Origin of the sequence: Paracoccus sp. (in: a-proteobacteria) (genome assembly GCF_047605025.1) — a bacterium.
Taxonomy (GTDB): domain Bacteria; phylum Pseudomonadota; class Alphaproteobacteria; order Rhodobacterales; family Rhodobacteraceae; genus Paracoccus.
In genome coordinates this window covers 37,829-59,584 of the sequence record NZ_JASGGO010000018.1, presented here as the reverse complement: position 1 = coordinate 59,584, position 21,756 = coordinate 37,829, and the positions used below count along the sequence as shown (strand labels likewise).

19 protein-coding genes, 1 tRNA gene and 3 pseudogenes are annotated in these 21,756 nt (G+C 65.0%); 10 read left to right on the top strand and 13 right to left on the bottom strand.

Annotated features, from left to right (window positions below; translation table 11 throughout):
• Positions 1 to 240: 240 nt before the first annotated feature.
• On the bottom strand, positions 241 to 1,959 hold the full coding sequence (locus QM682_RS11720; protein WP_415129916.1) for a glycosyltransferase 61 family protein: 1,719 nt from the start codon (positions 1,957 to 1,959) through the stop codon (positions 241 to 243).
• Positions 1,960 to 2,248: 289 nt separating this feature from the next.
• Between QM682_RS11720 and QM682_RS11715 the strand changes: the two are divergent.
• Positions 2,249 to 2,402 (top strand): annotated as a pseudogene (locus QM682_RS11715) (transposase); the annotation flags it as partial.
• Between the two features lie 54 nt (positions 2,403 to 2,456).
• On the opposite strand, the pseudogene QM682_RS11710 reads toward QM682_RS11715, so the two are convergent.
• Positions 2,457 to 2,591: pseudogene (locus QM682_RS11710) on the bottom strand (IS66 family transposase); the annotation flags it as partial.
• Between QM682_RS11710 and QM682_RS11705 the strand changes: the two are divergent.
• Both QM682_RS11705 and QM682_RS11700 read left to right on the top strand, forming a co-directional pair.
• Positions 2,590 to 2,898 (top strand): hypothetical protein, encoded by a 309-nt coding sequence (locus QM682_RS11705; protein WP_415129914.1) that lies wholly within the window; start codon positions 2,590 to 2,592, stop codon positions 2,896 to 2,898. The pseudogene QM682_RS11710 and the gene QM682_RS11705 sit on opposite strands and share 2 nt — an antisense overlap.
• Positions 2,895 to 3,338, top strand: a complete 444-nt coding sequence (locus QM682_RS11700) for a hypothetical protein (RefSeq protein WP_415129912.1) — start codon at positions 2,895 to 2,897, stop codon at positions 3,336 to 3,338. The genes QM682_RS11705 and QM682_RS11700 overlap by 4 nt, the downstream gene beginning before the upstream one ends.
• A gap of 146 nt (positions 3,339 to 3,484) precedes the next feature.
• Here QM682_RS11700 and QM682_RS11695 read toward each other — a convergent pair whose 3' ends face one another.
• Positions 3,485 to 4,045, bottom strand: coding sequence for a metallophosphoesterase (locus tag QM682_RS11695; RefSeq protein ID WP_415129910.1), 561 nt, complete (start codon positions 4,043 to 4,045; stop codon positions 3,485 to 3,487).
• Here QM682_RS11695 and QM682_RS11690 point away from each other — a divergent pair.
• Positions 4,016 to 4,553, top strand: a pseudogene (locus tag QM682_RS11690) (DIP1984 family protein). The gene QM682_RS11695 and the pseudogene QM682_RS11690 sit on opposite strands and share 30 nt — an antisense overlap.
• A 106-nt stretch (positions 4,554 to 4,659) precedes the next feature.
• Here the strand turns inward: QM682_RS11690 and ptsP are convergent.
• Together ptsP and QM682_RS11680 are read right to left on the bottom strand one after the other, a co-directional pair.
• Positions 4,660 to 6,903: a phosphoenolpyruvate--protein phosphotransferase gene (gene ptsP, locus QM682_RS11685; RefSeq protein WP_415129908.1), complete on the bottom strand. Its 2,244-nt coding sequence runs from the start codon at positions 6,901 to 6,903 to the stop codon at positions 4,660 to 4,662.
• Between the two features lie 30 nt (positions 6,904 to 6,933).
• Complete coding sequence (locus QM682_RS11680; protein WP_415129906.1) at positions 6,934 to 8,190, bottom strand: aspartate kinase; 1,257 nt, start codon at positions 8,188 to 8,190, stop codon at positions 6,934 to 6,936.
• 327 nt (positions 8,191 to 8,517) lie between these two features.
• Between QM682_RS11680 and QM682_RS11675 the strand changes: the two genes are divergently transcribed.
• Both QM682_RS11675 and QM682_RS11670 read left to right on the top strand, forming a co-directional pair.
• Positions 8,518 to 10,254: a hypothetical protein gene (locus QM682_RS11675; protein WP_415129904.1), complete on the top strand. Its 1,737-nt coding sequence runs from the start codon at positions 8,518 to 8,520 to the stop codon at positions 10,252 to 10,254.
• Positions 10,255 to 10,299: 45 nt separating this feature from the next.
• Positions 10,300 to 11,274: a tetratricopeptide repeat protein gene (locus QM682_RS11670; RefSeq protein WP_415129902.1), complete on the top strand. Its 975-nt coding sequence runs from the start codon at positions 10,300 to 10,302 to the stop codon at positions 11,272 to 11,274.
• 398 nt (positions 11,275 to 11,672) lie between these two features.
• Here the strand turns inward: QM682_RS11670 and QM682_RS11665 are convergent.
• From QM682_RS11665 to pdxH, 4 genes are all read right to left on the bottom strand, one after another.
• A tRNA-Pro gene (locus QM682_RS11665) sits at positions 11,673 to 11,749 on the bottom strand.
• 60 nt (positions 11,750 to 11,809) lie between these two features.
• Positions 11,810 to 12,283, bottom strand: a complete 474-nt coding sequence (locus tag QM682_RS11660) for a DUF192 domain-containing protein (protein WP_415129900.1) — start codon at positions 12,281 to 12,283, stop codon at positions 11,810 to 11,812.
• A gap of 17 nt (positions 12,284 to 12,300) precedes the next feature.
• On the bottom strand, positions 12,301 to 12,894 hold the full coding sequence (locus QM682_RS11655) for a cold-shock protein (protein WP_415129898.1): 594 nt from the start codon (positions 12,892 to 12,894) through the stop codon (positions 12,301 to 12,303).
• Positions 12,895 to 13,036: 142 nt separating this feature from the next.
• Positions 13,037 to 13,699 (bottom strand): pyridoxamine 5'-phosphate oxidase, encoded by a 663-nt coding sequence (gene pdxH, locus QM682_RS11650; protein WP_415129896.1) that lies wholly within the window; start codon positions 13,697 to 13,699, stop codon positions 13,037 to 13,039.
• Positions 13,700 to 13,781: 82 nt separating this feature from the next.
• Here pdxH and fabI point away from each other — a divergent pair, with 82 nt between their 5' ends.
• From fabI to QM682_RS11630, 4 genes are read left to right on the top strand one after another with little or no spacing between them, the layout of a single operon-like run.
• On the top strand, positions 13,782 to 14,609 hold the full coding sequence (gene fabI, locus QM682_RS11645; RefSeq protein ID WP_415129894.1) for an enoyl-ACP reductase FabI: 828 nt from the start codon (positions 13,782 to 13,784) through the stop codon (positions 14,607 to 14,609).
• Positions 14,610 to 14,617: 8 nt separating this feature from the next.
• Entirely contained in the window at positions 14,618 to 15,217 is a 600-nt protein-coding gene (locus tag QM682_RS11640) for a LysE family translocator (RefSeq protein WP_415129892.1), read from the top strand.
• 12 nt (positions 15,218 to 15,229) lie between these two features.
• Positions 15,230 to 15,727, top strand: coding sequence for a xanthine phosphoribosyltransferase (gene gpt / locus QM682_RS11635; protein ID WP_415129890.1), 498 nt, complete (start codon positions 15,230 to 15,232; stop codon positions 15,725 to 15,727).
• Between the two features lie 7 nt (positions 15,728 to 15,734).
• Positions 15,735 to 16,214, top strand: coding sequence for a DUF2127 domain-containing protein (locus QM682_RS11630; protein ID WP_415129888.1), 480 nt, complete (start codon positions 15,735 to 15,737; stop codon positions 16,212 to 16,214).
• Positions 16,215 to 16,274: 60 nt separating this feature from the next.
• Here the strand turns inward: QM682_RS11630 and QM682_RS11625 are convergent, their stop codons facing one another.
• From QM682_RS11625 to QM682_RS11610, 4 genes are all read right to left on the bottom strand, one after another.
• Complete coding sequence (locus QM682_RS11625; protein WP_415129886.1) at positions 16,275 to 17,051, bottom strand: helix-turn-helix transcriptional regulator; 777 nt, start codon at positions 17,049 to 17,051, stop codon at positions 16,275 to 16,277.
• Between the two features lie 435 nt (positions 17,052 to 17,486).
• Positions 17,487 to 18,104, bottom strand: a complete 618-nt coding sequence (locus tag QM682_RS11620) for a hypothetical protein (protein WP_415129884.1) — start codon at positions 18,102 to 18,104, stop codon at positions 17,487 to 17,489.
• A 147-nt stretch (positions 18,105 to 18,251) separates the two neighbouring features.
• Entirely contained in the window at positions 18,252 to 19,757 is a 1,506-nt protein-coding gene (gene trpE / locus QM682_RS11615; RefSeq protein ID WP_415129882.1) for an anthranilate synthase component I, read from the bottom strand.
• Positions 19,757 to 21,688, bottom strand: coding sequence for a SurA N-terminal domain-containing protein (locus tag QM682_RS11610; protein WP_415129880.1), 1,932 nt, complete (start codon positions 21,686 to 21,688; stop codon positions 19,757 to 19,759). Before QM682_RS11610 ends, trpE begins: the two co-directional genes overlap by 1 nt.
• Positions 21,689 to 21,756 lie beyond the last annotated feature (68 nt).

Here is a 21,756-nt window from a genome sequence, read left to right as displayed (position 1 = left end):
GCGAAAGCCCGTGCGACGAGGATGGACGGGCAGTTCTGCCGGTGGCGGTCGCCCACAAGGCATGGACCATGCCGCCGGTCATCCACGCCGCGTATCCCCGCCCGCCCGTTGGCAAAAGCCGCTCGATCACAGCCCGGATCCAATCTGACAGCCGATAACCCGCCACCGCATCCAATCCTGGACCGGGCGAAGCACCGCATGAAAACGGTATCGACGGGATGATCGGGTTTGAAGGCGCGCCTATTCCGCCCCGCCCTTGCCCGCCGATTTCGGCGCCTGGATCATCGCCACGCCATGCCCGTCGCGGGTCCAGCGCATGAAGCGGAAGGGGTGATACAGGCTCATCATCCGATGGATGTCCTGCGCCTCGGCCTCGCGGCCCAGGCTTTTCGCCAGGTCATGGCGCCGCTCCCACAGGTCGGCGCGATAGGGCGCGACCCGCAGCGCCTGGGCCAGATGCGCCAGCGCCACCTGCGGATCGCCCTGCGCCAGCGCGGCATCGGCGGCCAAGGCGCAGATCCGGGCGCAGCCCTGCGCATAGGCCGGCTTTTCCGCCAGCAGCGCCAGGGCCTGTTCGGGGCGCTGCCGCTTCAGCGCCTGAGCCATGCCCCGATTGGCCGCCCGATAGGCATCGGGATCGACGATGATCGCGATCAGCCCTTCCAGCCGGTCGATGGCCCAGGCGGACATGGCGATGCCGGCATGGCCGTCCTCTTCCATGCTGGGCACCTCATCGGCCTGCGTGTCGTGATCGGCGAAGAAATGCATATATCTCGCCCCCGAGACCGAGGCATGCATGTTGAAATCGCCGAAACGGTGCCGCGCGGTCTGAAGATGGCTCAGTTCGATGAACCAGGCGCCGGGCCGGGCATAGGTCATGTTCGCGAAGCCCGCGCCATGGGCCGAGACGAGGATCTCGGCATCCTGGCAAAGCTGCGCCTGCTGGCCGGGGGAATAGTCCTCAAGGTAGACATGCGCAAAGCCGTAGCGGGCCAGCATCGCGACCAGCGCCTTTTCGCCCAGCAGCGGGCGATCCTTGCCCGCGCCGGGCCTGCGGCCGACGTAAAGCCGCCGCCGCTCGGTGCTGGGCAGGCCCGCAAGCACCTGCTCGCGGTGCCGGTCGATATATTCATCGCGGCTGTTATTGTAGATGAACTTGTAATTGTCGACCGTGGCCGGGCGCAGCGCGCCAGGCGTGTCAATCCTGGCAAAGCCGGCCTCAAGCTCGATATCGGGAAACCGCTCCGCCGTGGTCTGATGATAAAGATGGTTCGTGTTGAAGGGAATGATCGCGCGCGGCACCGACAGGCTACCCACCTTCATCTCTACCCGGTCGGCAAGGTCGGGATAGAAATCCCGCACCGCCTTGCGGATGAACGCCTTCCCCTCTCGCCGGCTTGAGGTGAACAGCCAGATCGGCCCAGTCAGCCCGTAATCGCGATACATTTGCAGATAGATCAGCGATTCCGTGGTGAAATGGTAGAAATTGAAGAAGTTCCGGCACTCGATCAGAAAAGGCAGACCCAGATCACGCGGTTTCAGGAAGGCGCGGCGATGCAAAGGATCGGTGCCATCGGCCTGCCGCCGCGCGCCCAGATCGGCCTCGACCTCGCCCTCATCCAGTTTCTTGGCCAGCTTCATGCGCACCCGCAGCGCCGAGGCGCCCGACAGGATGATCTGCTCGCGTGCCATGGGGATCTTGCCGTAATATTCGAAATTCTCGACCAGCACGGGAAAGGACTTGAACAGCACGCAGTTCCGCGCGGTCTTGAATTCGCGATAGCCGCGCACGAAGCGATAAAGGTCCAACGCATGGGCCTCGTGCTCCGAGGCAACGATGGCCCCCAGCCAGGGCGCGGCGCGAAATTCGGGCGCAATATCCGTGCTTCGCGGGGCGGGCCGAAATCCCCGCGCCGTGCCGGGCATGAGAAAGGCCAGGCCCTCGTCGAACTTTGCCAAGATCCACCTCTCGGGTTTCAGACCGCCTTCAGGCTTCGCGCCCCAGACGACAGCGATGAAATTGCGCTATAACCCCAGACGCCGAAGGGCAAGGCCGCATTCCCTCCAGGCAGCGAAACCGGGCGTCAGCAGCCTGTTATCGTCTATTGGCGTTCAGGTTTCCCTGGCTTTGTTGCGCCACCACATCGGTTTACGGATTCATGATTGTTAATCAGTGTATTAAGATAACTTCACGAGCAAATCTGTCCCCGTTTCCCGCACGGCGAACTGCTCCAGCTACAGCCGGTCCCTGAAGCGGCGTGGCTTTGTGCTGATGTGCTTTGATCCTGAGATGGCCTGGTTCGCGGTCCCGAGCGGCAAGGCGGGTCATCCCGAGAGGTTCTCGGCGGCGACCATACAGCTGCCTCTCGATCAAGGTTTTGTTCGGAATACCACCACGAAGAAACGCCTCGGGCTGGCGGGAGCATGATCGCGGTCTGCAAGCGCGCAACGAAGCGCATGGCGGTGGCGCGCCGCCCGCCGCGTTCGGAGCCGGCGAAGAGCCAGGACTTTCGGCCCAGAGCCACGCCGCGCAGCGACCGCTCGGCGGCATTGTTGCTAAGGCAGCCCCGGCCGTCGTCCAGGAAACGGGTGCCTTTCGTCTGCACCACGAGCTTCGTTGAAAAGCTGGACCCGGCAACGCAGCGGCGCTTCACCTTCCGCATCCGCTTCGACTGGCTGGCGCCCGCGCAACTGCCGCTGGCCTGGGCCGCGCATTTCGGGGCCGGGTCGCCGACGGGGCTGCTGGCGCTGGATCGCCTGACCCCAGGAGGTTTCGCCAATGTCGCCCGCAGGATGCGCGCGCTGGACGAAGCCGATCCCCGCGCGATCCTTGCCCAGCCTGCCCGCGAGGTCGAGGCCAAGGCGGGGGCACCCCGCGCCATCGGCTTTGGCCGTTGACCGTTGACCGTGCCCCGGATCCGCCAACTCTGCCCTGGGACGAGGATAACGATGGCGCGTTTCGGAAGGCACGAGGATCTTTTGCGGCTGGCGCTGATGATGCAGGACTCGGCCGAAGGGGTTTCGCTGACCGATATCCAGACCGCATTCGCCATCTCCCGCCGCACCGCCGCGCTGCTGTTCGGCGAGGGGCGGCAGTATCTTTTGCATGGAGCGAATATCAGGACAAGCTGCGGCTGTTTTCCCTGGCCGGTTTCAAGGCGATCCGCCTTGAGCCGAACACCTATGAGCGCCCCGAGGGTTTCGATTTGCAGGACTGGCCGGCCGAAAGCTTAGGCATCTGGCGCGAGGAACCTTTCGACGTGGAATGGCGGTTCATGCCGCAAGTGGTTGACGAGACTGCGACATATCTGCTGACACCATGGCTGCGCAGAGGTTAGCGCACCGGCCGATTGGCTCACAACCGTAGCTGACGCATTCATTCTTTCGCCCAATTTCGCCGCCACCTTCGCTGATCGGTGGTGGCGGTTCCCAGCGGGCAATCGCGATTGCATGGAAATCCGTCACGCGGACCCACGGACCCCGCTCACCTCCTCCCCGATCCCTCGCCCCCCACCATCCGCTGCAAGCCCGATGGTGGCGGCATCAACGCCTCCAGTTCCACCTGATCCGGGGTGACCGGCGTGAAATCCCATTGATCGACGCCGACATTCACCTGCCCCTCGGCCCCGCGCCAACGAGTGTGGACATGGCCGAAAAGCTGCACCACACCCGCCCGCGCGCCATTCCAGGCAAGAAGCGGATAGTGGCAAAGGACAAAGCGCCGCTCGCCGATGCCGATCTCGACCAGGTCATGGACCGACGCCCAGGGCAGGGCTTGGACCAGCCAGTCGGGATCGTGGTTGCCGCGCACCAGATGCTTGCGCCCCGGCAGCGCGGCAAAGGCCGCCTGCGCCGCCATGCGCCCGGCCTCGGTTTCGCAGGCCGCGAAGTCGCCGACGATCCACTGGTCGTCATCGACCCCAACCACGCCGGCGCGCGCGATCATCGCGGCATCCATCGCCGCCGCCGATGCAAAGGGCCGGCCGAAGAACCGCCGCACCGGGTCATCGGCGAAATGCGTGCCTGCGGTGAAGGAATGGGCCATACGCGCTCCTTCGGACTGGCGTGGGATCACCATAGCGATGCGCGGCCCCAGGCAAAACACCTCGGTCACGGGCTATGTCCGAAACTGACGCATGGGGTGGCCAGAACAGAGCAGACAGTAGAAGAATCACCCTCGGCGGAACTGCCTTGCACACGCGCCGAATATGAGGCGATGACCATGCAGCCTGCCGAAGCGCTGGTTCAGCGCAGCGACATGACAAAGCGCCTGGAGCAGTTGAATGCCGGGTTATTGCGCAATGCCAAGGTGCAGGAAGGCGATGAACCCGCCGAGGATCCGGTCAGCCTTCTGGCCGAGCATGATCGCCCGGATCAACCGCACCAACAGCCGGACGGCCTTCGACGGCGGCGTCCTGACCGATGCGCTGGCCGCCCGCGACGTGTTACGGCTGCGGCAACGCGCCTATCGGGATCTGGCCGAGGAAGCCACAGCGACATGGATGGTCGGCACCCGCAGCAAAGTGCGCCGCGCAAGGGCGTCGGTCGCTTGAATGAAGGCGGTAGCCAGGAGAAGGTGAGTTTTTCCAGAGGATGCGGGAGAGGTGGGGCTCGCCCAGCCGGTGGCGCTGGCGCAAGCCGCCGCACCGGCCTCCGGCCCTATTGCCGGGCCAGCCAGTCGATGATGATCGGGCGCAGATTGATCTCGCCCGAGGCACGCGCATCGTCGATCACCCGCCTCAGCGTCGTCAGGTCGGTGCGGCGAATCAGGTGCTTGACCGGCCCGATCGAGGCCGGACGCATCGACAGCCGCCGGAAACCCAGGGCGGCAAAGGTGACCGCCTCGATCGGACGGCCCGCATCCTCGCCGCAGAACGAGACCGGCACATGCGCGTCCGCGCAGCGTTGCAGGATCTGGTCCAGAAGCGACAGGAACGAACTGCTCAGCGCGTCATAGCGGCGGCGCACGCGCTCATTCTCGCGGTCGGCGGCAAAGAAGAACTGCTTCAGGTCATTGCCCCCGACCGAGATGAAATCGCACATCTCGAAGAACTTCTTCGGCGCGAAGGCCAGCGAGGGCGTCTCCAGCATCGCCCCCACCCGCACATCGGTCGGCATCGCATGGCCCAGCCGCTGCTCGCGCGCGATCTGCTCCATCAGCAGGCGATAGGCTTCCTCGAACTCGTTCATCTCGGTGATGAAGGGGAACATGACGTAAAGCGGACGGCCCACGGCCGCGCGGATCAGCGCCTGCAACTGCATCCGCAACACGCCGCGCTTGTCCAGACCCACCCGGATCGCGCGCCAGCCCATGGCGGGGTTCGGCTCGTCCTGGGGCTTCATATAGGGCAGCACCTTGTCCGACCCGATGTCCAGGGTCCGAAACATCACCGGCTTGCCAAGCGCGCTGTCGAGCACGCGTGTGTAAAGCGCCGCCAGTTCGCCCCGGCGCGGCACATGGGTGCGGGTCAGGAATTGCAACTCGGTGCGAAACAGCCCCACCCCCTCGGCGCCCGAATTCTCAAGGCTGGGCAGGTCGGCCATCAGGCCCGCATTCATGTAAAGCTGCACGGTCTCGCCGCAGGTCGAGGTCGCGGGCAGATCGCGCAAGCCGGCATAGCGGCTTTGCGCTTCGGCCTGCATCGCCATCTTGTCGCGGAAAGCCTTGGCGACGCTCTCCTCGGGGCGCAGATGGACGGCGCCGGCGTCGCCGTCGACCAGGATGTGATCGCCGTTCAGCGCCTCGGTGGTAATGCGCTCGGCATGGATCACCAGGGGAATGGCCAGGGCGCGCGCGACGATAGCGGCATGGCTGCCGACCGAGCCCTCCTCCAGCACCACGCCGCGCAGCTTGCGGCCGTAATCCAGCAGTTCCGCCGGGCCGATATTGCGCGCGACCAGGATCGGATTCTCGGGCATCTCGGCCCCGGTGTCGCGGCCCTGCCCGGTCAGGATGCGCAAAAGCCGGTTCGACAGATCGTCCAGGTCATGCAGCCGGTCCCGCAGATAGGGATCGGCGGCGCTTTCCAGCCGGACGCGGGCCTGGCTTTGCTCTTTTTCCACGGCCGCCTCGGCGGACAGGCCCAGGTCGATCGATTCCTCCATGCGCCGCAGCCAGGAACGGGAATGGGCGAACATGCGATAGGTCTCCATGACCTCGGCGCTTTCACCCTTGCCCATGTCGCTGGCGGCCAGCATCGAATCGACGGTGGTGCGCAGCATCGCCACGCCCTCGTTCAACCGGGCCTTTTCGCGGAGCGGGTCGTCGGCGACGGGATTGGTGACGACGACCCGCGGCTCGTGCAGCCAGACGCGCCCCTCGGCCACGCCCTCTTGCCCGACGGAGCCGCGGAGCAGGGCCGGAAAGCGATGGGCCAGCGGCATGCTGTCGGCCTGGCTGCCCAGAAAAGCGCCCAGTTCGGCCATCTCGGCCAGGACCATGGCCACGACCTCAAGGCCATAAACATCGTCCTCGGAAAACTGCCGCGCCTCTTGCGACTGCACCACCAGCACGCCCAGTTTTTCGCCGACGCGCTGGATCGGCACGCCCAGAAAGCTGGAAAACACCTCTTCGCCGGTCTCGGGCATATAGCGGAAGCCCGGTTCGGCGGGGGCGTTGGCGGTATTCACATGCCGGCCCGTGCGGGCCACGCGGCCCACCAGCCCCTCGCCCAGCCGCAGCCGGGTCTGATGAACCGAGGCGGCATTCAGCCCCTCGGTCGCGCAAAGCTCAAGCGTCTCGGCATCGCGGAAAAGATAGATCGAGCAAACCTGAGTCCCCATCGAATCGGCGATGTGATGGGTGATCTGATCCAGTCTGTCCTGGCCGCCGCCCGGGGCAGCCAAGGTTTCGCGCAGCCGCAGCAGCAGCTTGCGCGAATCACTGTCCTTGCGTTCGGCCACGCAAACCTCCGCTTGCGGCCAGGCTATGCCTCAGGCCTTATCCAGCTCGAAAGCATCATGCAGCGCCTGAACTGCAAGTTCCATATATTTGCGGTCGATCAGCACCGAAATCTTGATCTCGCTGGTGGAGATCACCTTGATGTTGATGTTTTCCTCGGCCAGTGCGCGGAACATATGCGCGGCGACGCCGGCATGGCTGCGCATGCCGATGCCCACGACCGAGACCTTGGCGACCTCGGTATCCACGATCAGTTCCTCATACTCGATGGCTCCGGCGGCGCGGGCCTCTTCCATGGCCTTCTTGGCGCGGGCAACCTGGTTCACCGGGCAAGAGAAGGTCATGTCGGTGACCGAGCCGGAATACTCCTCGTAATCCTTTTCCGAGATGTTCTGGACGATCATGTCCACGTTCACCCCGGCCTCGGCCAACGGCGCGAAGATCGCGGCCGAGATGCCCGGCTTGTCCTCGACGGTGACGAGCGTGATCTTGGCCTCTTCGCGGGAATAGGCGACGCCGTTGACGACTTTCGATTCCATGATTTCATCCTCATCGCAGACCAGGGTGCCGCTGGTCTCATCGGTGTCCTCGAACGAACTCAGCACGCGCAGGCGCACCTTGTAGCGCATCGCCAGCTCGACCGAGCGGGTCTGCAAGACCTTGGCGCCAAGGCTGGCCAGTTCCAGCATTTCCTCAAAGGCGATCCTGTCAAGCTTGCGCGCTTTCGAGGTGATGCGCGGGTCGGTGGTATAGACCCCATCCACATCGGTATAGATGTCGCAGCGTTCCGCGCCGAAGGCAGCGGCGAAGGCGACGGCGGTGGTGTCCGAACCGCCCCGGCCCAGCGTGGTGATCCGCCCCTCGGGCGACAGGCCCTGAAAGCCCGCGACCACGGCGACCTTCATGCCCTTGGCGAATTTCGCGTCGATATTCTTGCGCGGGATCTCGACGAAACGGGCCGAACTGTGCTGCGCGGTGGTGTTGATCGGCACCTGCCAGCCCTGCCACGAGCGCGCGGGCACGTCCATCTCTTGCAGGGTCAGCGCCATCAGACCGGCGGTCACGTTCTCGCCCGAGGCGACCACCGCATCGTATTCGCGCGCGTCGAACAGCGGCGAGGTCGCCTCGACCCAGCCGACCAGTTCGTTGGTCTTTCCAGACATGGCGCTGACGATGACGATCACGTCATAGCCGCGTTCGACCTCGCGCTTGACCTTCAGCGCGGCATTCTTGATGCGGTCCAGGTCGGCCACCGAAGTGCCGCCGAATTTCATCACCAGAAGCGGCATTCCCTACCCCCAGGATCCACAGGATTTCCGGGGGGCCTTCTATGGGCCGCGCCCGGAAAGGGCAAGGGCAAGAACGACATGGGCAAGGGAATCTGTCCGCACCCCACGCCGGCGGCGGCGCGCCCGGATGGATCGACAGCACATCGCTTTCCCTTGGGCCGCAAGCCGGCCATGCCTGCATAGAGACAGGTTGACCTTGCGCGGCGACCACAAAAAACATCTTTCGCGTGCGTGTTTTTGCGGCGACATTATCAGCTTTCAGTTGTTTATCGAATTTCGCATCCATAACATGGGTATATCGAACTTAATGATTCAGGCGGAACGCTTATGCCCGACCCATGCTTTGATGCCGTGACCTCGCAGGTCAAGCTTGTGATCTGGGATCTGGACGAGACATTCTGGACCGGAACCCTGTCCGAGGAGGGCATCCGCCCGATACGGGAACATGTGCGGATGATCCGCGCCCTGGTCGATCGCGGCATCATGTGCTCGATCTGTTCCAAGAACGATTTCGACCAGGGCCGCGCCGCGCTGGAGGAATTGGGCATCTGGGATCTGTTCGTCTTTCCGCATATCGCCTGGTCGCCCAAGGGCCAGGCCATCGCCCGGATGATCGAGGAAATGGGCCTGCGCGACGAAAACGTGCTGTTTCTGGACGACAACCACCTGAACCTTGAAGAAGCGGTGTTCTTCAACCCCAAGCTGATGGTTCTGGACGCCTCGAAGCTCCAGCTTCCGGGGCTTCTGGACCTGCCGCAACTCAAGGGCAAGGACGACCACGGCCATTCGCGCCTGGCCCAATACAAGGTGATGGAGCAAAAAAAGGACGAGCGCGAGAGTTCGGGCCTCTCGAATACCGATTTCCTGCGTCAGTCCCAGATCAAGATCAAGATCATCACCGATGTGGAAAACCACATGGACCGGGTGCTGGAAATCCTGAACCGGACCAATCAACTGAACTTCACCAAGATCCGCGCCAATAGCGAGGAGGAGCGCGCGGCGCTTCGCGACCTGCTCTCGGTTTCGGGGATGCATGCGGGCCTGGTTCAGGTCCAAGACCGCTACGGCGATTACGGCGTGGTGGGCTTTTTCTGCGTGCGGACCAAGTTCTCGGGCACCACGGTGCATCATTTCGCCTTTTCCTGCCGCACCCTGAACATGGGGGTCGAGCAATGGGTCTGGCAGCATCTGGGACGCCCCGAATTCGATGTCGTCGGCCCCGTCGCAGCCAGGCTGAGCGATCAGGGGGACGTGGACTGGATCACCGAGGTCACCGATTTCGAGACCGGCGCCAACCAGTTGGAAGAGCGCCGCCTGTGCCTGGTGGGCGGCTGCGATCTGTTGCAGGTCTCGTTCTATTGCGGCACCAATCGCGACGAATTCGTCAACAAGCCCGACGAGCAGGGCCTGCTGGTGCGTCATGACGACGTGGGCTTCATCCTGAACCCGCGCGACAAGTCGCTGAAGCACAGCTTCGCGTTGAAATATCTGGTCGGCCAAAGCTATGCCGATATGCTGGCCTTCGACGCCTCGGTGCAACAGGCCGATCTGGTGCTGCTGTCGCTGTATTTCTCGGTGCCGTCGGACCTGTTCTTCACCTATGGCGGCACCAAATGGGGCGGGGAATACTGGGCCACGATCCCGCCGCGCCGCTTCAAGCGGCTGATGAAGAATCCCGAACTTGCCGCGCGTTTCTCCAAGGAGATGTTCCACCGCCGCCTGACCCTTGACGAACGGCTGGACCTGACCCGGCGCTGCTTTGACCGCGTGCATGGGATGCGCCGCGCCGATGCGCCGCTTTTCGTGCTTTCGGCCGCCAGCGAGCACGGCGAACAGGCCAAGCGCACGCAGGAAATCCGCCGCGCCTATAATGCGATGTGCCGCGAATTCTGCGAGGAGGCCCTGAACGCGCATTTCATCGACATCGACCGGCTGCTGCAACCCGAGGAATTTGTCGACAGCGACCATTACACCCGCACCGGCTATTTCAAGGTGGCCGAATTCGTGAACAGCTTCTCGGCCAAGACGGCCGGCGCCACGCCGGCCCAGGTGCATGCCGCCTGAAGCCAGATCGCCCCGATCCATGGGGCAAAACAAAAGGGCTTGCTCATGCTCCACTCCCGGCCTCGGGATGCGCGGGTTGTCCCGTCGACGCCCGAGCTTCTGTTCGACGGCGCGCATCTGCAACTGATCCATCTGCCCGGCCTGGCGCCGATGACGGTGATCAGCTTCGACATCATGCATGCGCGCGCCAATGGCCGGAACGCCTTTGCCCGCAAGCTTTGCCAAAGCAACGGGCTGACGCTGCTGGGAATCGTGCCGAAATATCCCTGCTGGTATCCCGAAGCCGAGATGCAGCAAATCGCCGCGCTGTGCCGCGACCTGATCCGAGGGACGGCCATCGCCTATGGCGCCTCGATGGGCGGCTATGGCGCACTGCGCTGGGGCCGGCTTCTGGGGGCCGAGCGGGCGCTGGCATGCAGCCCGCAGTTCACCATCGACCCGGCCGTGACGGGGACCGAGGATCGCCGCTACGGCGCGCATTTCTCGGCCAGGCACCATGCCGGGATGCAGGTCAGGAACGAGCATGTGCCGCCGGGCAGCATGGCGCTGTTCGATCCGCATTTCCGCCCCGACCGCTTCCAGGCCAGGCTGGCGCGCGGCCTGTCGCATCTTCAGGCGCTGCCCCTGCCCCATATGGCGCATGGCACGGCCGGGTGCCTGCGCGGCTCGGTGCCGGCAATGGCCGCTTTCGACTGCCTGCTGAACGGTGATCCGGGGGCGCTGCACCGGCTCTGCCTTCGCCGCCGCCGCCAGACGGATACCTATTTCCTGGAACTGGCCGCCACCGCCCTGCGCCGGCACCGCCCCGATCTGGCGAAAACCCTGGCCACGCGGGCAAGCCAGGCGAACCCGGCCGGCTATCACATGCTGATGGCCCGGATCGCCACCCAGGCGGGCGATCCAGGACAGGCCGAGGCCGAATATCTGCGGGTGCTGGCCTGCAAGCCCGGCCACCGCATCGCCGAAATGCGGCTGGAACAGATCCGCGCGCGAGACCTGCCGATTCAGCACCGAAACTGAGAGGCGAAAGAGTTCCCCCTGACAGGTTCACCTTGTGAACGCGGGATGGCCGGCCTTGGACCATGAGCGACGCGCGACCTTGGGCCGGCAAGCCCGGGAATCGGCCAGCCTGCGGCGAAGCGATCAGGCGCCGTGGCGGGCTGACGCCCCGGCGCGATCCCGGCATGACATGGGAAGCCGCGCCCATCGGCAGGCGATGGCGGTCGGCCTGGGCCGGAGCCGAAAGGAACCCCCACCCGCACGGGCCGGTCGATAAAGCACAGCGTCCAGGGGATCGAGAGATATGCGGCATTGTCGCCCAGAGGAGCGTCCGGCAATCTAGCCGGAAAGGCCCGGACCCGGAACGAAGCCGCAAACCGGAAACCGGAAACCGGAAATCGTCAAAGTAGGATGATCGCTGGTCGGGGCGAGAGGATTCGAACCTCCGGCCTACGGTACCCAAAACCGTCGCGCTACCAGGCTGCGCCACGCCCCGAACCTGGGGCTGCATAGCCTTTGGCGAGGCCGGGGAAAAGGGGGAATCGCCGCTACCGCCTTAATCGCAGGGACTTAGCGCGTGGGCCTGCGGCAGGCGGGGATGGCGCAGCACCATGCCGGGATGGATCCCCAGCCGGGCGGCATCCCCCCCCGCGACCTCAACCACCATCAATCGCTCGGGCGCGGGATCGCCGACGGCGGCGCCGGGAATGGAACGTTCGTCCATAGGGCGGGCATTGGGGTGAACATAACGCACCTCGCCCCTGGCATCGATGAAGATCATGTCGAGGGGAATATAGGTGTTGCGCATCCAGAAGCTGACCGGCTGCGGCTGCTCATAGATGAAAAGCATGCCGCTGCCGGCCCTCAGGTCACGCCGGAACATCAACCCCCGAGCCCTTTCCTCGGGGTTGTCCGCGATCTCGACCGAGACCGCGACGGACTTCTTGCCGCCCGTGAAGATCGCCTTGTCCGCCTGACAGGCGGCAGCCTCAGCCCCGGAGGGCAACGACTGGACGAAAAGAAGGAACAATCCTGCAGCTTGCCATTTCATACCGCGCCCGCGACCAGCCGCAGTTTAGCGAGCGCGGCCGCTCCCCCCGATTGCGTTCCTCGGGCCTCCAAGGCCGCACGCTCCCAGGTGAGCACTTGCGCGGCCATCATGCCGCGTCGACCATCGACCACCCGAAGGGCGACCGCCTCACCAACCGCCAGGTCGGAAAAGCCCGAGTGCCGAAGCACCTCGATATGCAGAAACACATCCGCCTTCTGTTCGAAGATATTGGCGAAGCCGAAGCCCTTGGCCTTATCGAACCATTTCACGCGGGCCGGAAGCAGCGGCAGCTTGGCCACCTCCTCGGGCGTCGCGGCGCACAGGTCGGCGATCGCGGGCATCGGGTCGGTCGCCGGCGGCTCGATCAAGATGATCTCGACCGCCTGAACCCCACGTGGCGTCTTTTGCACCACCGCGCGGACGCGTGACCCTTCGGCGACTGAGCTTTGGCCAAAATTCCGCAAGACATTGGCATGCAGAAGAATGTCGGCACCCCCATCAGGGTCGGTCAGGAAACCAAACCCCTTATTGCCGTCGAACCATTTCACGACGCTGGCGACTTCTCGCGGCTGATCGTCGTTCTCGCTCATTTCACTCTGCTATCCCATACGAAAGAAAAACCGATTAACCGCACCCCCAAGACAGGCGGCCTCGACACTCAGGACAAGGCACATAGGCCGGGGGGCTACGGCAGTCAGGTTTTCCTTACCATGGATAAATCCAATCCTTTCATCAAGGGCTAAGACGGCGGACGGTCCAGAATCTTTCGTCCGGCGACGCAGGGGCATGATCGAGACTTCTAATTTCGTTGAGATAGTCCCTGCTGATCCATTGAAAGCGGTCGTGCAGGCGGAATGCGCCATCGGCCCAGAACTCGATCTGAAGGGGCATGATGCGAAATCCCCCCCAGTGTGGCGGACGCGGCGGGTTCAGCCCAAGACTGACGCCCAGCCGCGCCACCTCCGCCATCAAGCCCCCCCGCCCCTGTAAGGGCCGGCTCTGCGCCGAGGCCCAGGCGCCAAGCCGCGATTGCAGCGGGCGCGAGCGATAGTAAGCGTCGGCGACCTCGGGCTCGACCTGACTGACGCGGCCCCGCACGCGGATCTGGCGGCGCAGCGATTTCCAATGCATGACAAAGGACGCCACGCCCGTCTGCGCGATCTGCTGGCCCTTGGCGCTGTCGAAATTCGTGTAGAAGACGAAGCTGCCCTGTTCCGGGCCGCCCTCGATGTCCTTCAGAAGCACCATCCGCACGTCGGGCAGTCCCTGCGCGTCGACGGTGGCCAGCGCGATGGCGCCGGGATCGTTGACTTCGACGCGCTCGGCCTCGGCCAGCCAGGACCGCGCGATGGCAAAGGGGTCGTCCCCGGCGAAAATTCCGTCACGATCACTCATGCCCGCGCCCTTGCCGCCACTTGATGCCCCCTTGCAGTTGTCCTAATCCTGCGAAAACCGAAAAAGCGCGAGAGGCAGCAACATGTCAAGTGAAGCCGGTCAAGGGCTGATGAAAGGGCGGCGCGGCCTCATCATGGGTCTTGCCAACGACAAGTCCATCGCCTGGGGTATCGCCAAGGCGCTGGCGGAACAGGGCGCGGAGCTTGCCTTCTCGTATCAGGGCGAGGCGCTGAAACGCCGGGTCGAGCCGCTGGCGGCGCAACTGGGCTCGGACCTGCTGGCCGAATGCGATGTCTCGGACGAGACCTCGATCGACGCGCTGTTCGCGGCCATTGGCGAACGCTGGGACAACATGGATTTCATCGTCCATGCCATCGGCTTTTCCGACAAGGACCAATTGCGCGGCCGCTATGCCGACACCACGCGCGACAACTTCCTGATGACGATGGATATTTCCGTCTATTCGTTCACCGCCGTCGCGCGCCGCGCGGCCGCGATGATGACGAATGGCGGCAGCATGGTCACCCTGACCTATTACGGGGCCGAGCGCGTGATGCCGCATTACAACGTCATGGGCGTCGCCAAGGCCGCGCTGGAAGCCTCGGTGCGCTACCTGGCCGAGGATCTGGGCAAGGACGGCATTCGCGTCAACGCGATCAGCGCCGGCCCGATCAAGACGCTGGCCGCCAGCGGCATCGGCGATTTCCGCTATATCCTGAAGTGGAACGAGCTGAACTCGCCCCTGCGCCGCAACGTCAGCCAGGACGAGGTCGGCAAATCGGCGCTTTACCTGCTGTCGGACCTGGGCTCGGGCGTGACGGGCGAGACGCATCACGTCGATTCGGGTTATCACATCGTCGGCATGAAGGCCGTGGACGCCCCCGACATCGCCACGACCAAGAAGGAATAGCCCCCGCGATGAGCGCCGAGCAGGTCATCGCGCTTGTCTCGGCGCTGTCGCTGGCGATCCTGACGCCCGGCCCGGCGATCATCGCCACGGTGCAGACCGCCTCCGCGCATGGCCGGGGCCGTGCCCTGCCCTATGGGCTGGGACTGGCCTTCGGTGCCTCACTCTGGTGCGTCGCGGCGCTTCTGGGGCTGGCGGTGGTGTTCCGGCTGCATCCGGGTTGGTTCGCCGCGCTTAAAATATTGGGCGGGCTGTATCTTTTCTGGTTCGCCTGGGGGCTGTGGCGCGCCTCGACCCGGCCGCTGCCGGCGGCGGCCAGCGGCGCGCGCGGCTTTCTGGGCGGGGTGGCGCTGAACCTTTCGAACCCCAAGCCCGCGCTGTTCTATGCCGCGCTGATCCTCTCGGTCTTTCCCGAGCCGATGGGTCCGGCCCGGCAGGCGCTGCTTTACGGCATCTGCCTGGGGATCGAACTGTTCTGGTATGCGAGCGTTGCCGTTCTGATGTCGACAGCACCCCTTCGGGCGCGCTATTTTGCCGCCAAATTCTGGATCGACCGGGCCGCCAGCCTTGCCATGGCGGGTCTGGGTCTTTTGCTGATCGCCACTCACTAGGAGCCAAGACAGATGAACGACCGCCTGCCCCACGAACGCGGCTTCCATATCAGCTGGGACCAGATCCACCGCGATTCCAGAGCCCTGGCCTGGCGGCTTGAGGATCGGAACTGGCGCGCGATCCTGGCCATCACCCGCGGCGGGCTGGTCCCGGCGATGATCGTCGCGCGCGAACTGGACATCCGCGTGATCGACACGATCTCGGTCAAGTCCTATCACGGCAAGGGCGGGCAAGAGCGCGGCAGCGTCACCGTGCTGAAGGCGCCAGATCCGGCGGTGATGCTGGACGGGGACGGCATCCTGGTGGTCGACGACCTGGTGGATTCGGGCCGCACCCTGGAACATGTCCGCACCATGTATCCCAAGGCGCATTTCGCCACTGTCTACGCCAAACCCAAGGGCCGGCCCATGGTCGAGACCTATGTGACCGAGGTAAGCCAGGACACCTGGATCTTCTTTCCCTGGGACATGGCGCTGCAATATGTCCAGCCCTATCGGGGCACGGACTGATTTTCCCTTGCCGATCAAGCATATCCGGGGGCGCCCTGGGGCGCTTCACTGGCTGTTCGAATCGACGCTTCTGGTCAAGGCGGTGTTCGCGCTTCTGGAGCTGGCGGCGGGGCTGGGGCTTTGGCTGGTCCCGCATCGCCGCATCGCCGATTTCACCGGCTGGCTGACCCGGAACGGGCTGATCGAGGGCCATCGCAGCCCGATCTATAACAGCATCGCCGAAGCCCTGGCCCAGTTCAGCCTGGCAAGCCAGCATTTCTATGCCTTCTACCTGATGGGCCATGGCGCGCTGAAGCTGGGCATCGTCCTGCTGCTGATGCGTCAGGTGGCCTTCGCCTATCCGCTGGGGATCGCGGTGTTTTCGGGCTTTATCGCCGTGCAGGTGACACGCTGGACGCATAGCCACTCGCCGGCGCTGCTGGCGCTCAGCCTGCTGGATGCCACCGTCATCTGGCTGACATGGCGCGAATGGCGGGGCAAAGCCTAGCGTGCGCAACGACTGTACACAGGGGGACACTGGAATGTTGACACCCGAGCAGCCGTACCGTCAACTACCCGATCCTGACCCGAACAGCGCGGTTAGAAGCCGGGCGATGTCGCTGCGGCTGCGACTTTCGGTTTTGTCGAGCACTGCCCTGACCTGATTGCGCACGGTATGCACACTGGTTTGCCGCTGTTCCGCCATCTCGGCGGTGCTCAGGCCAGCGGCCACGAGCCGTGCGATGGAAACCTCGGCAGCGGTCAGCCCGAAACGACGCGCCAGGAGCAGCTCGGGCGTTTGCTCGTGGTGTGCCGGCGACAGGGCGAAGACCACGCGCGCGGCGCCGACCGGGCTGACGGCACCCGGAAAGATCGGCGAGCCGTGCAAGAGCGTGGGATCGTCCCGCGAGGCAAGGCTGGCCCGGATGCGCCAAGGCCGGCCGTCATGAAGGATGCCGATCTGTGGCGAGACGCGCGACGATCCTGCCTGCCGCTGCAGGGCAAGCGCCCAGTTCTGCGCGCCCTCGTCGGTGAATCGCAGGGCCCCCAGCAGGTCGATATGGAACAGTCGTCCGTTCAGCATCGCCGCCTGGGAACAGGTCCATGTCACCCGGCCGGATTCGTCGGTGATGATGATGCCGCCCTGCGGCGCGCCATCGTCGCCAAGGCGGGAAAGACGCGACCGCAGCCCGGAGATGACCTCGCCTATCTGGAACGCATGATCGACATGGGGCGCCAGGCTTTCGAAAACGCGTTGTATTTGCGGTTCCAGATGATCGCGGTCACTCCGGCGGATATTGGCGGCAAGGACCAGCGTGCGCCCGTTCGAGGGCGGCAGCTTCAAGGCGACCGCGCCAAAGAGGTCGCCCTGCGGGCGCAGCCAATCGTTATAGAATTCGGACCGGGCCAAGGCGTCATCGGGAATGTCCAGATAGGATCGGCGCACGCTGCCGAAGGGCATGGCCTGCGAGGCGGCCACGAACGGATTGAGCGCGTGGAAATATGCGCCAGATAGGCCGACTGCGCGGGCGTCTGAAAGCCGCTGTGCGCGGCCAGGAACACCGCTCCGCTCTGAAGCTCCAACCCATGGATCGAGAAGGTGACACCGGGAAACCCGCGCTGGAATTGCGCGATGACCTCTTGCCAGCAGGCGGGGTTCAGCGCCGCGTGATGAAGGCGCTGAACCATGATGTCATGAAAGCGCGAATCGTCGTCCATGGCCTTATTCTAGCGCTGAATGATCAACGGACAGCCTGGTCCGTTCATGGCCGCGCCAGGACTATTTCGGGAGCAAGCAAAGCGGTTTCTGACCGTTGATCGGGGTCAGGTCGCAGATGAAGAGACGAAACCGATAGGGCGGCTTTCCGTCGGCGATAAACAGGTCCTTCCCACCTGGCGCCATCTTGTTCGAGAGGCCCCATCGCACGGCGCTGCCCGCATCACAGTTCGGATTATACTTTTGCCTGTCGCTGGGCACGGTGCAGAACTGGATCTCGACCGGGCGGCCGCAATCGTTCCGGACCCAGACGTGATCGTAGTCGAAATTGCTCTTGCCCTGCTTGATCACCCGCACACAGGAGCGTTTGATATAGGGTGCCCTCGGGGATGATTTGTTCGTCTTGGCTATCTGGCGTTTCGGCGCCGGGGCAGGCGCCGACTGGCGCGCCGCAGGCGCCTGATAGCTTGGCTCGTCATAATCGCTGGAGGCGGCGCTTTCGGCCATGATGCCCAGGATGGTCCCGAAGACCATGGCGGCGGCGGCGCCGTCGGACATGCCACCCCCTCCGCCCGAATAGCCACCGCAGCGACCACTATCTAACTCACAATAATCCCCTGCAACGGCAACATGCGCGTCCACCAAGGAAGCCAGTGCGGTTATCAAAAACAACTTCTTCAAGGAACTCTCCACCGATTCCGCTACAGAACCAGCGATTCTTAGCCGAAGCAGCGCACCCCTTCATGACGCAAGCGCGTCATACATAGACCAAATACCACAAGCGCAGCACGGCGAGGCGCATCGTCCGCACGAACGGAAAGCGGCCCCCTAGCCGTTGCCGCTGCGCACAAAGCGCGCGGCCTCTTCCGCCGCCCGCTGCAAGGCCCGGCTTTTGTTCACGGTTTCCATGAACTCTGCCTCGGGGTCGCTGTCATAGACCACGCCGCCGCCGGCCTGGATATAAAGCGTGCCGTCCTTGATCACGCCGGTGCGCAGCGCGATGCACATGTCCATTTCGCCATTCGCCGCGAAATAGCCGACGCCGCCGGCATAGACGCCGCGCTTTTCGGGTTCCAACTCGTCGATGATCTGCATGGCGCGGACCTTGGGCGCCCCGGACACGGTGCCGGCGGGCATTCCCGCCAGCAGCGCCGAAAGCGCATCCTCGCCCTCGCTCAATTCGCCGACCACGTTCGAGACGATATGCATGACATGGGAATAACGCTCGACGATGAACTGCTCGGTCGGCGTGACGGTGCCCATCTTCGCGACGCGGCCGACATCGTTGCGGCCCAGGTCCAGAAGCATCAGGTGCTCGGCCAGTTCCTTCTGATCGGCCAGCAGATCGGCTTGCAGCGCGTCGTCCTGTTCCGGGGTCGCGCCGCGCGGGCGGGTGCCGGCGATGGGGCGCACCGTGACCTGACCGCCGCGCAGGCGCACCAGGATCTCGGGCGAGGCGCCGCAGATCTGGAAGCCGCCGAAGTTCAGATAGAACATGAAGGGCGAGGGATTCGTGCGCCGCAGGCTGCGGTAAAGCGCGAAGGGCGGCAGCGGGAAATCCATCGACCAACGCTGCGAGGGCACGACCTGGAAGATGTCGCCCGCGCGGATGTAATCCTTGGCCTTCTCGACCGCGGCCAGATAGGCGGGCTTGCTGAAATTGCTGCGCAACTCGCCCACTTTCAGGTCATGGCCCAAAGCGCGCGGCTCCTGCGGCTGACGGTCGAGCGAGCGCAGCGCCTCGGCCAGGCGCTCGGCGGCCTGGGCATAGGCGGCGCGGGCCGGGATGCCGTCCTGCGCCCAGGCCGGGGCGCAAAGCGCGACCTCGCCCTTGACGCCATCCAGCACCGCCACGACCGAGGGGCGCAGCATCATCGCATCGGGCAGGCCCAGCGGATCGGGGTTCACATCGGGCAGACGCTCGACCAGCCGGATCATGTCATAGCCGAGATAGCCGAAAAGCCCCGCCGCGCCGGCCGGCACGCCCTCGGGCATGTCGATGCGGCTTTCCGCGATCAGGGCGCGCAGGCTGTCCAGCGCCGGGCGGTCATCGTCCTGCCATTCCTCGGCATAGCGGGCCTGGCGGTTGATCCGGGCCTTGCCGTCGCGGCATTCCCAGATCAGGTCCGGCTTCATGCCGACAAAGGAATAGCGCCCCCGGATCTCGCCTCCGGTGACGCTTTCCAGCATGAAGCTGTTCGGCGCCGCCTCGGCCAGTTTCAGCATCAGGCTGACCGGCGTGTCCAGGTCGGCCGCCAGCCGCATGGTCAGAAGCTGGTTGCGGCCCGCGTTCCAGCCGCGTTCGAATTCGGAAAAACCAGGAGAGATGTCCATCATTGAACCTGCGCATTGACCGCATCCACGGCGGTCTGGTTCACCGTGATGCCGGCCTGGGCCTGAAGGGCACGGCTGAAATAGTCGAACACGTCCTGGCGCAGCGAATCCGAGAGGCGGTGCCGGATGCCGTCGCGCAACTGGCCCGCATCCTCGCCCGTGGTCTGGGCGGTATGGATCTGGTCCAGCGTGACCAGGAACACGCGGTTCTCGGCCTCGACCACCTCGGTGGTGCCGGGGGCCTTGATCTCGAACGCCTGGGCGACCAGGCCGGCGGGAGCGCCGCTGATGAAGCCGCCGCGCGGCAGGCCGATCTCGGGCTGGCCCATTTCGGGGACGGCCGGGGCCGGGGCGCCGACATCGGCGGGAACGGCGCCGACCGCCTGGGCAACGGGCGTGGTCGCGGCCGGCAGCGGCGAGACGGCCTGCTCGGCCGCCGCGTCGGCCTGGCCCTTGCGCTCCTCGGCCAGGGCCAGAAGCTGGCGGTGGGTCTCGTTGCGGCGCCAATCCTCGGCCACGCGGTCCTTGACCTCGGCGAAGGGGATCAGCGCCGGCGCCAGCACCTTGTCCAGGCGCAGGGCGAAGACGCCGCCATCCTCGAACTGGTGCAGTTCCGGGAAGTCCTTGTCCCCGACCGCCGCCGCCTGCTGGCGGAACTCGGGATAGGCGGCGATGCTGTCGGGCGCGGCCTCGTCCTGGCCGGTCCAGTCGATATGCCCCAGCTTCAGCGGGGTTTCCTTGGACAGATCCTCAAGCGAGGCACCGCTGGCGATGCGGTCCGAGAAATCGCTGGCCTGGTCGTCGATCTGGCGGCGCGCGCGGTCCACGGCGGCCTCGACGCGCAGATCCTCGCGCGCGGCCTCGAAGGGCACGTCCACCGGATCCAGGATCGCGTTCATCGAATAAAGCGCCGGGCCAAGGTCGCTGTTCGCCGGCCCCGCGATGCCAGGCTGATCCAGCGCGAAGACCGCATCCCCCGCCCCGCCAAGCTGGGCCTTCGTCACCTCGCCCAGATCGATGTCGTTCAGGGTCAGCCCGCGTTCGCCGGCCAGTTGCTCGAACGTGGCCTGGCCCTGGTCCAGCCGGGCCTTGGCCTGTTCGGCGGCAGCCATGGTCGGAAAGACCAGACGCTCGACCATGCGGCGCTCGGGCTGGCGATATTCGTCGATGCGGGTCTGGTAAAGGTCGCGCAGCGCCTGCTCGTCGACCTGCACTTCGTCCTCAAGCATCTCGGGGGTCAGCCAGACATAGGTGATCTGGCGCGTCTCGGGACGGGTGAAGCGGTCCGCATTGGCCTTGTGCCAGGCTTCCAGGGTCGCATCGTCGGGCGTGGCGACGGGCGCGGCCAGATCCGCCTCGGTCACTTCCTGCCAATGAATGTCGCGGGTTTCCAGCAGCCAGCCAAGCGCATGATCGGTCACCACCTCGGGGGCGGTCACGGCGGCCAGCGAGGCGCGTTGCAGGATCATGCGGGCCTCATCCATGCGGATGTCATGTTCGAACTCGGCCTCGCGCACGCCCTGCTGGCGCAGGATATCGGCATAGCGGGCGCGATCGAAGCGGCCGTTCGCGCCCTGAAAGGCCGGGGCCTTGGCGATCTGCTCGCCCACGGCCTTGTCGCCGACCGAGACACCCAGCCGGTTCGCCTCGGCCTCAAGCGCGGCCGAGAGGTAAAGCCGCGACAGCGCCATCTGGTCGATGCCGATGGCCTTGGCCTGGGCGCCGGTCAGTTGCTTGCCGGTGCGGGCCGAGAAGTCCTGCATCTCGTTGCGCAGCGCGCGGGCATAGTCCTGGGACGAGATCTCGACCTCGCCCACGGCGCCGATATCCGAGGTGCCGCCCGAGAAATTGGTCACGCCGAAGCCGCCAAGGCCCAGGACCAGCATCCCCATCAGCACCCAGACGATGGTCTGTTTTCCCTTGCCGCGCATCTGTCCGCCCTGCCCTTTTTTCGTCCTGAGCGCAGTCTTTAGGGGTATGCGCCCCCGGCGGCAAGGGC